This is a genomic window from Corallococcus exercitus (assembly GCF_042231735.1).
In the GTDB taxonomy this organism is placed as follows: domain Bacteria; phylum Myxococcota; class Myxococcia; order Myxococcales; family Myxococcaceae; genus Corallococcus; species Corallococcus exercitus_B.
This window is the reverse complement of the sequence record NZ_CP102577.1, coordinates 6,696,753-6,708,820: the sequence shown is the minus strand read 5'-3', so window position 1 is coordinate 6,708,820 and position 12,068 is coordinate 6,696,753. Positions and strand designations below refer to the sequence as shown.

Annotated in this window: 14 protein-coding genes; 7 read left to right on the top strand and 7 right to left on the bottom strand. The window is 72.1% G+C overall.

Annotated features, from left to right (window positions below; translation table 11 throughout):
• The first annotated feature begins 88 nt into the window (after positions 1-88).
• Positions 89-1,564 (top strand): hypothetical protein, encoded by a 1,476-nt coding sequence (locus tag NR792_RS26695; RefSeq protein WP_375755516.1) that lies wholly within the window; start codon positions 89-91, stop codon positions 1,562-1,564.
• Here NR792_RS26695 and NR792_RS26690 read toward each other — a convergent pair whose 3' ends face one another.
• Positions 1,565-2,068 (bottom strand): arsinothricin resistance N-acetyltransferase ArsN1 family A, encoded by a 504-nt coding sequence (locus NR792_RS26690; RefSeq protein WP_375755515.1) that lies wholly within the window; start codon positions 2,066-2,068, stop codon positions 1,565-1,567.
• Positions 2,065-2,841 carry a hypothetical protein gene (locus NR792_RS26685; protein ID WP_375755514.1) on the bottom strand — a complete coding sequence of 259 codons (777 nt, stop codon included), beginning with the start codon at positions 2,839-2,841 and terminating at the stop codon, positions 2,065-2,067. Before NR792_RS26685 ends, NR792_RS26690 begins: the two co-directional genes overlap by 4 nt.
• 255 nt (positions 2,842-3,096) lie before the next feature.
• Here NR792_RS26685 and NR792_RS26680 point away from each other — a divergent pair, with 255 nt between their 5' ends.
• From NR792_RS26680 to NR792_RS26665, 4 genes are all read left to right on the top strand, one after another.
• Positions 3,097-3,522: a nuclear transport factor 2 family protein gene (locus tag NR792_RS26680; RefSeq protein WP_375755513.1), complete on the top strand. Its 426-nt coding sequence runs from the start codon at positions 3,097-3,099 to the stop codon at positions 3,520-3,522.
• A 187-nt stretch (positions 3,523-3,709) separates the two neighbouring features.
• Positions 3,710-4,519, top strand: coding sequence for a hypothetical protein (locus tag NR792_RS26675; RefSeq protein WP_375755512.1), 810 nt, complete (start codon positions 3,710-3,712; stop codon positions 4,517-4,519).
• A gap of 78 nt (positions 4,520-4,597) precedes the next feature.
• Positions 4,598-5,170, top strand: a complete 573-nt coding sequence (locus NR792_RS26670; protein ID WP_375755510.1) for a YceI family protein — start codon at positions 4,598-4,600, stop codon at positions 5,168-5,170.
• Entirely contained in the window at positions 5,167-5,970 is an 804-nt protein-coding gene (locus NR792_RS26665; RefSeq protein ID WP_375755509.1) for a Rieske 2Fe-2S domain-containing protein, read from the top strand. The genes NR792_RS26670 and NR792_RS26665 overlap by 4 nt, the downstream gene beginning before the upstream one ends.
• 54 nt (positions 5,971-6,024) lie before the next feature.
• On the opposite strand, the gene NR792_RS26660 is transcribed toward NR792_RS26665, so the two are convergent.
• The 3 genes from NR792_RS26660 to NR792_RS26650 all read right to left on the bottom strand — a co-directional run bounded on the left by NR792_RS26660 (position 6,025) and on the right by NR792_RS26650 (position 9,259).
• Positions 6,025-7,080 (bottom strand): CBS domain-containing protein, encoded by a 1,056-nt coding sequence (locus NR792_RS26660; RefSeq protein ID WP_375755508.1) that lies wholly within the window; start codon positions 7,078-7,080, stop codon positions 6,025-6,027.
• A 119-nt stretch (positions 7,081-7,199) separates the two neighbouring features.
• Positions 7,200-8,309, bottom strand: coding sequence for an ArsA family ATPase (locus tag NR792_RS26655; RefSeq protein ID WP_375755507.1), 1,110 nt, complete (start codon positions 8,307-8,309; stop codon positions 7,200-7,202).
• Positions 8,306-9,259, bottom strand: a complete 954-nt coding sequence (locus NR792_RS26650; RefSeq protein WP_375761697.1) for an ArsA family ATPase — start codon at positions 9,257-9,259, stop codon at positions 8,306-8,308. Before NR792_RS26650 ends, NR792_RS26655 begins: the two co-directional genes overlap by 4 nt.
• Before the next feature lie 389 nt (positions 9,260-9,648).
• Here NR792_RS26650 and NR792_RS26645 point away from each other — a divergent pair, with 389 nt between their 5' ends.
• Positions 9,649-10,071, top strand: coding sequence for an STAS/SEC14 domain-containing protein (locus NR792_RS26645; RefSeq protein WP_375755506.1), 423 nt, complete (start codon positions 9,649-9,651; stop codon positions 10,069-10,071).
• Positions 10,072-10,075: 4 nt separating this feature from the next.
• Here the strand turns inward: NR792_RS26645 and NR792_RS26640 are convergent, their stop codons facing one another.
• On the bottom strand, positions 10,076-10,759 hold the full coding sequence (locus NR792_RS26640; protein WP_120523879.1) for a hypothetical protein: 684 nt from the start codon (positions 10,757-10,759) through the stop codon (positions 10,076-10,078).
• Positions 10,760-10,925: 166 nt separating this feature from the next.
• Here NR792_RS26640 and NR792_RS26635 point away from each other — a divergent pair, with 166 nt between their 5' ends.
• Complete coding sequence (locus NR792_RS26635) at positions 10,926-11,348, top strand: STAS/SEC14 domain-containing protein (RefSeq protein ID WP_375755505.1); 423 nt, start codon at positions 10,926-10,928, stop codon at positions 11,346-11,348.
• 112 nt (positions 11,349-11,460) lie between these two features.
• Here NR792_RS26635 and NR792_RS26630 read toward each other — a convergent pair whose 3' ends face one another.
• Positions 11,461-11,865, bottom strand: a complete 405-nt coding sequence (locus tag NR792_RS26630) for a hypothetical protein (protein WP_375755504.1) — start codon at positions 11,863-11,865, stop codon at positions 11,461-11,463.
• Between the last annotated feature and the right edge of the window lie 203 nt (positions 11,866-12,068).

Sequence of the window (12,068 nt, the reverse complement as noted above, 5' to 3'; positions counted from 1 at the left end):
CCTGCCTCAAAGCCCCTGATTCCGGGCACCTGCCAGTGGCGCACCGGGTGCACTGCGGCCCGGCTCCTCCTTCCTCGGAGCGAGCCTGATGTCCCGAATCGATGCGCCCGGTAGCAGTCCCCTGTCCCCCGACCCCACGCTTCCTGAACCCAATGCACCCGCGCCCGAGCTTCGCGTGGGCACGACCGCGTCCCGCAGGAACTCCGTCAGTGAGAGCAGCGCCTCCGCGCCTTCGCTCAACGAGCTGCGTGCCTATGACGGTCCCTCTACCGCGCCCCCTGCGCCCCGGACCTCCACGAACACCGAAGGCCCCGCCGTGTCCGCGCGCGAGCTCGCAGCCATGGGCGGCCGGCTGCGTTCCCCTTCCGCTCCCGTCCCCGAGGACGTCTATGCCTCGGTCCGCTCGCACCTGACGCGCAGCCTGTCGAACCCCTTCCTCACCGGCGGCGACGTGAAGGCCACGCACGATGCGCTCGGCTCCGTGCCTCGTGAGGCCTACCGCGCCACGCTGGAGCGCATGGACCGTGACGGCCTGCTCGCCGCGTACGTGTCCCGGATGGATGCTCCGTCACGTCAGGCCTTCCTCGAACAGGCCGCTTCGAATGGCGTCCTCTCGCTCCGCGCGGGCAGCGCGCCCGGGCCGCTCGGCATGCCCGGACGGCCGGAGACCTTCGTCAATGATCCGAAGCTGCCCGCGGCCCTGCGGGACGCGGTGAATGCCCAGGCCACCGATTCGGGCCGCGCCGCCGTCGTCGCCTATGACGCGTACCTGCAACGCTATGGCGATGCCGTCGCCCAGGCAGGCAGCCTCCAGGCCCTTCGCGCGCTCGGGCCTCCTCGGGCGCTGGACCTTCGCGAGACGTCACTCGGCCTCTCCTGGTCCGACCCCCAGCGTGAGCGCTACGAGGCCGAGTGGAAGGCCGGGCTGGGACGTCCTCAGCGCTCGCTCGTCCAGGCCTACGAGGCCGTCACCGCCCGCGCGCAGGTCCTCTCCGGCGAGCGGCCCGCCGGAGCCTTCGTCTCCGCGGAAGTGAGCGCGGCCCACGACCTGCTCCACTTCAAGAGCGAGGCCCATGCCTCCGCTCGCGGCACCACCGACGTCCAGACGCAAGGTGGCGTCGCCGCGAAGGCCGGGCCCCTGGGCTTCGAAGTGATGACGGACGCGCACGGCAAGACGGAGACGCAGCTCCAGGTGGACCTGGGCATCGCCAGCGTGAGCCGTGACTCGGAGGGCAAGGTGGAGCTGTCCCTGGGCGCGGGCTCGCATGCCCGCGCCCACGCGACCCTCAACCCTCGCACGGCGGAGTTCGGCGGTGGCATCGCCTTCGAAACCTCCGACAAGGCCAGCCAGAGCCACGCAGGCCTCAAGCTGAGCTACGGCCTGCGCGGCCTCACCCCCGAGCGCGCCGCCCAGGCCGTCCGGGGCGACATCCCCGGCCTCTTCAGCCGCCCCCGGGACCTGGACCCCGGCGTCACCTGGGATGCGCTGCCCTCGGAGCGCCGGGCGCTCTATGAACGGCAGGGCTGGACTCGCGAGGAGTGGGCCCAGGACTCGCGGCGCTGATCACCGCACGTTCGCGGGCAGCAGCTTCTCCACCACCACCACGTCGTGCCACACGCCGTCGAGCGGGGCGTGCTTCTCGTGCACGCCCACCTCCCGGAACCCCAGCCGCTTCAACAGCGCGCGGCTGCGCACGTTGGTGGCGAAGACGCGCGAGGTGAGCTTGTGGAAGCCCGCGCCTTCCGCCTCCTTCAGCAGCGCCTGCATCAGGTGCTGGCCCACGTTGCGCCCCCGGGCCTCCGGCGCCACGTAGATGCTGAAGTCCGCGATGCCCGCGTAGCACTCGCGCGGGCTGTATGCGCTGGTGGAGGCGTACGCGATGACGCGCCCGTCCTCCTCCGCCACCAGCACCGGATGGCGCTTGCCCAGCCACGCGTCGAAGTCCTCGGGCGTGCGCGGGCGCGTTTCGAAGGTGGAGGCGCGCTCGGCGAGGGCCGCGTTGTAGATGGCCGCGATGGCGGCCCGGTCCTCTCGCGTGGCGGCCCGGACGGTGGGCGGCGCGGTCATGGCGTGGGGCCGGGCGTGCTCGGCGCCAGCGGCTCCTCCGGCTCTGGCTCCGGGCGCAGGGAGTAGGCGGTCCACAGCGCCAGGTGCCACGGGACGAGGAGCAGCGAGATGCCATTCGTGAACAAGGCAGACGGGAGCGCGAGCAGGATCCACCCCACCGCCGCCGCCCACAGCACCATCGAACCGATGACCTGCAGGCTCCGTGTTCGGGTGGCGTGGCCCACCAGCGAGAACACAGTGGAGAGCCAGAAGAGCGCATTGATGCCGAACGTCGCCTCGGTCGCCATCGGCACGGAGTCGAGGAGGGCCCCGACCAGGGTGATGGCCCCGGACTGGTACAGCAGGCTCACCACCGCCAGGGTGATGTCGCCTCCGGTCAGCCCCGGTTTCCTCCCGCCGGCGTGCTTCGGCTCCAGCAGCTCCGGCGGCAGCTCCAGCGCGTAGGGATAGCCCAGGGCGAGCAAGGCCTCCTTCGCCGCGTGCCGCACCTTCACCCCGCCCGAGCCCGTGTGGTCCCCCACCGCGTTGTTCGGGTCCAGCAGCCCCAGCAGCAGATCCGCCCGCTCCCGCAGCGGTTCGTCCGGCGAGGGCGGGCGTCCCAGGCCCGCGATGAGCGCGTCGATGTCCGCGCGTACCAGGCCCGGTGAGCGCACCTCCTCCAGCAGCGACGCCAGCGGCGGGAACGGCTCCGCCGCGATGGGCGCGGGAAGGTCGGTGGGCGCCTCGTCGACGGTGGACGGCGACGGCGCGGAACGGAGGGCTGCCTGGGACATGGGTGCTCCTACAGGGGACAGTCATCCTCCGGCGAAAGCCCGCGAGCAAGGGGGCGACCCCCGGCCCCTGGATGCCATGAGGAGACAGTGTCCGTGGGCCCATGTCTCCCAGGACCGGGCCACCCGGGGGCAAGGGGGTGGTGCCGCCGTCCGGAGGACGAGGGAGCAGCCGCCCGACGACGGCCACCTTCCCCCTGCGTGCGCACCCTTCCCGGGCACACCCCTTACTTCTCTTGCGACGAACGAGGACTCCCGATGCCGATGGAACGAGCGCAGCGGTTCGTGGACGCACTGCTGAAACTGGAGGAGCACGGCGACATCGAGCCGATGGTCGCCCTCTTCACTGACGACGCGCAGGTGAGCAACGTCGCTTCGCCCAGCGTCTTCTCCGGCGTCGATGGCGCCCGCCGCTTCTGGACCGAGTACAAGGGCACCCTGGGCCAGGTGAAGTCCACCTTTCGCAACATGATCGAGTCCGGTGACCGCGTGGCCCTGGAGTGGGAGACGCAGGGCACCGCGCAGAACGGGGCCGCCATCGCCTACGAGGGCGTCTCCATCATCGAGTGGGACGGCGACCGGGTCCGCCGCTTCTTCGCCTACTTCGACCCGCATGCCCTGGGCCAGGAGCTGGCCCACGGCACCGCGCCCCGGACCGAGGTGCCGTCGACGACGCCCGCGTAACGCCCGCGTCACATCCGGTGGCCCCCGGGGGACGTGGCTCCGCCTCCCACCCCGGGGTGCACCGTCATCGCAAGGTTCACCGGACCCTGTGTGCACTTCCGTGCACTGGGACCGTGAGCCGGGGTAGCCTGGGACGACCTGGCCCGCTCTTTTTCGACGGGCCGCGTTGTCCCCCCCTCGGAACCCCATGATGACCCGCGTCATTGCCCCCCTCCTGGCCGTCCTGCTCCTGGCGGCCTCCCCCGCTGGCGCGGCCCTCGCGCCGGATGCCCCCGTGCTGGTCGCAGCGACCAAGCGCAAGCCCGTGAAGCGCAAGCCCGCCCGTCCGGTGTCTGGCTCCTCGCAGCAGACCGCGCCCGCGGCCACCCCCGCCGTCGCGCCCCCGGTGACGCCGGACGTGACGCCGCCCGTGTCCGCCACGCAGGAGCCCGCGGGCTCGGCTGGCGCGACGGACTCCTCCGCCACCCAGGGCTCCACGTCGGAGCCGAGCCTGGACTTCGACCTGCTCACGCCGGAGGCGGAGGCCTCCAAGGGCCTGCTGGATCCGGACCTGCAGAAGGACCTGGAGACGCGCCGCACCATGCTCAAGCTGCACCAGGGCCTGGGCCTGGCCATGGCGGGCGGCCTCACCGCGGCCACCGTGCTGGGGCAGCTCCAGTTCAACGAGTCCTTCCGGGGCGGCGGGGATGACCGCACGCTGCTCGCGTGGCACCGGGGCGTCGTCATCGGCACGTCGCTGCTGTTCGCCACCGTGGGCACCCTGGGCCTGCTGGCGCCGGATCCGGTGGAGCGCGCGTTCCAGTGGGACACGGTGACGTTCCACAAGATCTTCATGAGCCTGGCCACCGCCGGGATGATTGCCCAGGCGGTGCTGGGCATCCTGGCCACCCACAGCTACGGCGAAATCACGGAGCCGAAGTACGCGACCGCGCACCAGGTGGTGGGCTATGCCACGTTGGGCTGCGTCGCCGCGGGCATCGTCACGCTTACCTTCTGACCCTCATCCCCCTGCCGTGAATGTCTCCGCGCGCCGGCCGTTGTGCGGAGGCAAGACGTATCCCCTCTGGAGGACGCCGTGATTTCTCGACGACTCGTTCTATCCGCTGCCCTGCTGCTCGCGCTCCCCGCCGCGGCGCAGAACGCGAAGATGTACTCGGTGAAGAAGGACGCCAGCTCCCTCACCTACAAGCTCATCCACAAGATGCACACCGTGTCCGGCAAGGCGCCCCCCAGCGAGGGCAAGGCCGTGCTGAAGCCGGACGGCACCCTGCAGGTGGCCGTGCGCGCGCAGGTGAAGGACTTCGACTCGCAGAACTCCAACCGCGACACGCACATGCTGGAGGTGACGGAGGCCGCGAAGTTCCCGCTGGTGGAGGTCAAGGCCGTGGGCACCGGCGTGAAGACGCCCACCACCTTCCCGGCCTCCGTGCCGGTGACCCTCAAGGGCAAGCTCACCTTCCACGGCGTGACGAAGGACGTGGAGATCCCCATGACGGTGAAGTTCGACTCCGCCAAGCAGGTGACGGCGGACGGGTCCTTCAAGATCAGCCTGGAGGGCTACAACATCGAGCGCCCCACGCTGCTGCTCGTGAAGGTGGAAGACGAGCTGGTGCTGGAGCCGCACCTCGTCTTCACGGAGGGCACGTGAGCTCGTCGCGCCGCGACTTCTTCAAGAAGATATTGGGAACGGGCGCCGTGGTGGCGGGGCTGCCGGCGTGCGCGCCGGACATCGACCCCGCGCCGGTGCTCGACGTGCAGATGCCGGGCGACGACGGCATCGTGTCGCTGGTGGTGCAGCGCTACCCGGACCTGTCCCGGGTGGGCGGGGCGGTGACGCTGCGCTTCCCGGGGGGCTCCGGACAGGAGAACCTGCTGGTGGTGCACCCGTCCGCGGACGCCTACTCGGTGCTGTCCGCTACGTGCACCCACGTGGGCTGTCCCATGGGCTTCGACGGCCAGGAGGCCGTGTGCCCCTGCCACCTGTCCAAGTTCAACGTCACGACGGGCGAGGTGACGAACCCGCCCGCGACGGTGAAGCTCAAGACGTACGTGGCCACGTACAACGCGGGCACGCAGGTGCTGAGCATCAACATCAAGGCCGGTGACGACGCCTTCCCGTCGGTGGAGGACGGCAAGGTGACGCTGACGTTCGCCCAGTTCCCGGACCTCCAGAACACGGGTGGCATGGTGAGCGGCAAGCCCACCGGCTACGGCAAGACCATCTTCGTCTTCAAGATGGAGGACGGCGGCTATTCGGCGGTGGACTCCATCTGCCCGCATCAGCAGTGCGAGGTGAGCTTCGAGGCGAGCATCGACGAGCTGCTCTGCCCCTGCCACGCGTCCACGTTCACCAAGGAGGGCACCGTCACGCAGGGCCCCGCCACCAGCGACCTGAAGAAGTTCACGGTCACGGCGGACGCGTCCAGCGTGGTCGTCACCATCGCCTGAGCCCCGGATGGCGGGACGGGAGGCCCTTCGCGCTCCCGTCCCCGCTGGGATTGCTCAGCGCAGCCGGCTCCAGAACGACCGCCGCGAGGAGATGCGCTCCAGCGCCTCCTGCAGCTCTTCGTCCTGGTCCGCGCGGCTGGCGACGTCCCCCATCGCGATGATGCCCACCAGCCGGTCGTCCGGCTCCACCACGGGGATGCGGCGCACCTGCTTGCGGCCCATCAGCTCGATGACGCCGTGCAGGTCCTCCTCCGGCAGCACCGCCTCCACCTCCTCCGTCATCACGTCCGCCGCGCGCAGGCCGTCCACGGCGCGCTGGCCGGCGAAGGCGCGCAGCGCGAGGTCGCGGTCCGTGACCAGGCCCAGCAGCCGCCCCTCCGCGTCCACGATGGGCACCACGCCGCAGTCCTCGTCGCGCATGAGCTGCGCCACCTCGCGCAGCGTGCTGTCGCGGCGGGCGGTGCGCACCTGGCGGGTCATGATGTCGCGCGCGGTGAGCGGCTCGCGGCGCCAGCGGCGGCGGGAGGCGCCGGACGCGTCGCGGGACTCCCGCAGCCGCGGATCCAACGGGAAGGACTCCTCCCGCTGGGGGGCCAGCCGCTCGCGCAGGCGCGCATCCTCGCGTGAAGCGGTGCGGGCCGGGCGGTCGCGCAGCAGGGGCTCCGGGCCGCCGTAGCCGGTGCGGTCCCACTCGCGGTAGCTGGCGCGCTCCGGGGGCATCTCCTGGACGGTGTCCTCGCCCTGGGTGCGCACGGGGCCGGCGCCGTTGGCGTAGCGCGGGTCCCGGTCATCGCGGCCGTAGGGCCCGGAGGTGCCCCCGTCGCGCTCGCCCTCGCGGTCCTTGCGCCACATGCCGGTGTCGTCCACGTCCGTGCGCACGCGGGCGAGGCGCCACGCGGCGGCGCGGTGGAAGCGCCCCTGGCGGTCGGAGGGTGGCTCGTCGCGCCCGGGCGTCCAGCCGCTCACGTCGGACTCCGAGCGCTCGCGTGAACCCGGCGGCGCCACGTCCGGTGAGCGGTGCGTGGCCATCGCGTCGGTGGGAGGCGTGGAGATGTCCGCGCGCCCCAGGTCATGCCTGCCGTTTCCGTTGCTGTAGTCCTTGGTGCCCATGTGCGTCGCAAGCCTCCTCGACTTGCGAACATGGGAAGCGGGCCCGGACGCGCAAAGCTCCAGCCGTGCAGGTGCGGCGCTGCTCGCCCGTCCGCTCCAGGGCCTCCAGGCCCCCGGCGTCAGGCGACGGTGAGCGCGTCGCCCAGGTGCACGAGTCCCCGGAAGTCCTCCAGGTCCGCGCCCGCGTCCGGCGCGGCGATGGCCAGCGCGCCCCGGGGCAGCCCTTCGGCCAGCCGGGCCAGCAGCGAGCGGTGGGCCTTCGCGCGCGCGTCCTCCACGCCCGCCAGGTGCTCCAGCCCGCTGACGGCGTCCGTGTCCGCGGCGTTGCTGGCGTGCGGCTTCAGGTTGGCGGCGGGGGCCAGGCCGTCCTCGCGCGCCCAGCTGCGGTTGAGCACGTAGCCCGCGAAGGGCAGCCCCTTCGCCTGGAGCGTCTCCTGGAAGAAGGTGGCCTCGCGCAGCGCGGCGGCCTCCGGCGACGTGACGAGCAGGAACGCCGCGTCCTTCGACGACAGGTGCTCGCGCAGCCGGTCCGCGTGCAGGCGGATGCCGGCGAACAGCCCTCCGAAGGCGGCCACGAAGGAGCGCATCTCCTGCGCGAAGCCGCCGCCGAAGATGCCGTCCAGCACGCGGCCCACCAGCGCCTGCGCGCCCTGCCACAGCCGGCCGGTGCGGCCGGAGTCGGGCCCGAAGAGGGAGATGACCCGGTCGTCCAGGAAGCGCGACAGCCGGCCCGGGGCCTCCAGGAAGTCCAGCGCGTGGCGGCTGGGCGGGGTGTCCAGGAGGATGAGGTCGTAGTGGCCCTCCGCGAGGAAGGTGTCCAGCGCCTCCGCGGCGGCGTACTCCTGCACGCCCGCCACCAGCTCCGACAGGAAGCGGTACAGCCGGTGCTCCAGGATGGCGCGCGCGGCGCTCTCCGTGGCGGACAGCCGGCGCACCATGCGCTCGAAGACGACGTGCGGCTCCAGCATCCACACGTCCAGCCGGCCCGTGCCGCGCGGGCCGTCCGCGTACAGGCGCTCCGGGGGCACGGAGGTGGGCTCCGCGCCGTTCTCCTTCAGCCCCATGGCCTCCGCCAGCCGCCGGGCCGGGTCGATGGTGAGCACCAGCACGTGGCGCCCCGCGCGGGCCGCGGCCACGCCCAGCGCCGCCGCCGTCGTCGTCTTGCCCACGCCGCCCGCGCCGCACAACACGATGATCCGCTTGTCGCGCAGCAAGCCGTCCAGGTTCATGGCGTGGCCTCCCGGCCGCGGTGGGACGCGGCCCCTTCGAGTGTGGACCCCAAGAGCTCCGCCAACCGCTCCACCAGCGCCATGCCCGTCAGCGCCAGCTCCGGCATGCCCCAGTGTGGCACGCCCAGGCCCGCGGACAGCCGCTGCCGCGCTTCCCTCGCGCGCTCCAGCCGCTCCAGCGCGCGCTGCCCCCGGTGCGGCCCGTGCGTCTCCAGGAGCCGCTCCAGCGCCGCGCGCGACTCCGGCGTGAAGGGGTCCTCCGGCATGCGGTTGAGCACCGCCGCGGACAGGGGCAGCCCCACGTCCTTCAGCTCGTCCACCAGCGCCAGCGTCTCGCTCACCGGCAGGGGCTCCGGCAGGGTGGTGAGCACCACGCCCGTGCGCGCGGGGTCCTGCAGGAGGTCCAGCCCCTCGCGCACCGCGCGCCCCACGGGCCCGCCCGGCATCAGCGACAGGATGCTCCGGGGCAGCGTGGCCAGCGCCAGCGCGTGGCCGGTGGCGGGCAGGTCCACCACCGTGAGCGGGTGCACCATGCTGCCGTCGGGGTGCTTGCGGCGCACCAGCGACAGCAGCTGGAACATCAGCCCCATCTCCTTGAGCGCCGGCCCGGCCTCCAGGAAGCGCCGCAGCGCCCGCGAGCGCAGCGCGGCCTCCGCCAGCCACTTCACGGGCAGGGTCTCCTCCAGGAACAGCCGGTGCCCCTCCTGGGCCGACAGGCGCACGAAGGACAGGTTCGCCCCCGCCGCCGTCACGCGGGCCCCGGCCTCCTGCACGCCCAGGAGCCCCGCGAGCGTGGACGGGCCACCCTCGTCCGGGGACAGCTCCGCCAGGAGCACCGGCCGGCCCGCGCGCGCCGCCGCCACCGCCAGCGCCGCGGAGAGCGTCGTCTTGCCCACGCCGCCCTTGCCCGACACGAGCACGGCGCGTCTGCTCCACAAGGACTCCAGCACCACGCTCCCATCCTCCGCGCCAGCGGCGCGACCCTTCACAGTGAGCAAGGAAGCGCGTCCCGACAACCGGCCGGAGATGCGCCCAGGAGCGGCCGTCCGCCTGGCCGCCCGCTGGCGAGCATAGCGGCTTTCCGTTCACTCCCCGGCGGACGCCCGCGCCGCGCTGACCCGGGCGTGACACAAGCCCGTGCCCCGGGTGCCATGCCGCCCACGCACGGCGTCATGACGCGACGTGCGAGCCCTCACCCGGCCCGGGAGGACACGCAGGTCGCGTCCTCGTGGGGAACCCCCAGGGTTGTACGGGGGGACACCCTCTGGAAAGAGGGGTCACGGACTGGTGACGCCCCCCGGGTTTTGGGTACCCTCTGGCCCTCTGCGTGGGAGAGGGCATGGCGGTGCTGCGGGAGTGGGTCTTCGGGACACAGCGTGTCTCGCTGGAGTCCTCCGACATCCTCTGGACGAAGGTCCGAGGCTCGTTTTCAGAGACGGACGTGCGGGAGCTGGTGGACGTGTTCCACGAGCTGGGGGCGGGCCCGGACAAGCCCCTGTACCTCGTGGTGGACCTGAGCAGCTCCGAGGGGCTGTCGGTCGCGCCGCGCAAGTACCTGGCTGAACACGTGCGCCCCACGTGGTTCCGCGCCGTCGTCTTCTTCGGCGCCAAGCGCACGCACCGCGAGGTGCTGCGCGCGCTGGTGGTGGCGCTCAACTTCACCGGCGACGCGAAGCTGGAGGCGGAGTTCGTGGACTCGGAGGCCCAGGCCCGCGCGTGGCTGGAGGCCCACCGGCGCCGTCAGGACGCCACCCCGGGCTGAAGCTTCAGTGGACGGCCCAGCGCTCGGCGATCTCCTCGCACGCGAGCACCACGTCCCCCAGCCGGCGGATGTGCGCGCGCGGCGCGACGAACAGCGAACCCGCGAACACGTCCACCACGGTCATCAGCCGGTGGTCCGCCGGGCCCAGCCGGCACAGGTGCTGCTCCGCGAAGCGCTGGAGCAGCGTGCCGATGTACTGGCCGCTCCGCTCGTCCAGCGGGTGCGTCTTGGAGAAGTAGAGCTTCATCAGCCCCACGCGCGGGTTGCCCTGCTTGTCCAGCCGCTGCACCACCACCTCCGGGCGCACGCTGATGGTCACGCCGGCCATCTCCAGCACGGGCGGCTCCGCGCCCACCGCGCTGATGATGGCGTCGTCCAAATCCAACCAGGGCACCAGGTCCGCGAAGCGCTCCAGCGCTTCGGAGCACAGCTGCATGCGCTGCGCCTCGAACTCCGTCTGCGGCACCGCGCAGGCGAACCGGCGCTGGGCCTCCCGCAGCACGTTCAAGTCCAGACCCCGGCAGAGGAAGTCCGTGATGGCCTGGGACGCCTCCGGATAGCGCAGGTACTGGGGCTCCGGCGGGTGCTTCTGGTCGTGGATGATGCGCTTGCGGCGGGCGGGCGTGGCGACCAGGTACTCGCCCAGCTTGTTCACCGAAACACGAGGCAGTTCACGGGTTTCCGTCATGAGTTCCCCCTCTGGAAGGCTGTCGGAATAGGTACACAGTACAGAGGGGGTCTGACATCCAATGGACAGCCAGGACTCGTCCGAAAGGGCAGGTTCTCGTCGAGTCACTTCCCCGGGGTGGAGGGGTTGGGCGTAGGGTTGCGCCTGTAGCCGGGGGGAGGACCGCATGGAGCAACAGATTCGCGAGTGGACGTGTGGCGCGCACCGGATCCGGATGACCGCGCCGGACGTGTTGCACACGAAGTACACGGGCGTCGTGGGGCTGCAGGACGCGAAGTGGGCGCTGCGGGTCTACGAGGAGATGGCGGCGAACGGGCCGTTCTACCTGGTGGCCGAGGTGCCGGGGTCGGAGCTGCCCGCCGAGTCGCGCAAGTTCCTGGCCAACAACGTGCGCGCGGAGTGGATGCGCTCGGTGGTGTACGTGGGCTCGGACCTGTCGCAGCGGGTGGTGGGCAAGGCCATGTCCGTGGCCATGCTCCTCACCGGCCACGCGGCCAGCTTCGACACGGTGTTCGTGGACACGATGGCGCAGGCGGATGCCTGGGTGGACGCGCACCGCCTGGATCACGCCCCGCGCCGCGTGGGCTGAGCGCCCCCGGGGCTTGCGGAGTCCGGACGTGACGAAGGGCCAGGACGGGGCGAAAAGCCCGGGTCCTGGCCCGTGGTGTTTTCAATCCCAACCGGTGCGCGGGCGGGGCCGCTCAGCGCTCGAGGTCCGGCGGCATGCGGTCCGGATGGCCGTAGCGGTAGACGTCGGACACCGGGTTGGTGCCCGCGTCGCTGCGGGGGCCGTCGCCGTCCGGCATGTCGTCGAGCGAGGACCCCGGCGCGCGCTCGCGCGGGTCATACGGGTGCAGGCCGCTGGCGGTGTTGAGGTTGCGGTCGCGGTCGTCGGTGTCGTCCTCGTCCTCCTCGGTGCGGGGGCGGACGCCCTTCTCATCGGCCTCGGTCCGCTCGCGGCGGGGCTTGCGCTCGTCGTCCTCTTCGCCGGCGCCGGAGCGCTGGGGTTCCTCGTGGAGGGTTTCGCCGCCTTGTCGTGACAGCGGACGTCCGTAGAAGTCCTCGGCGGGCTGCGGGGCTGCGGGGCGCGGATCGTTGTCGGCCATGAAGAGGTACCTCCCTCGGACGAGGTTCTTCATCCCTCCCATGTGCGGCAACCTGCTCCCGGAGCGCGCGCATGGGCCTGGAGGGCAGGCAGCCAGGCATCAAGGCCCTCCCGTGCGCGGTGTCAGGGCGACACGAGGAGGATGCCCCCGGCGAGCGCGGGTGCCTCGTCATCGCCGATGGCGCGCAGGTGGCGCGGGCCGCG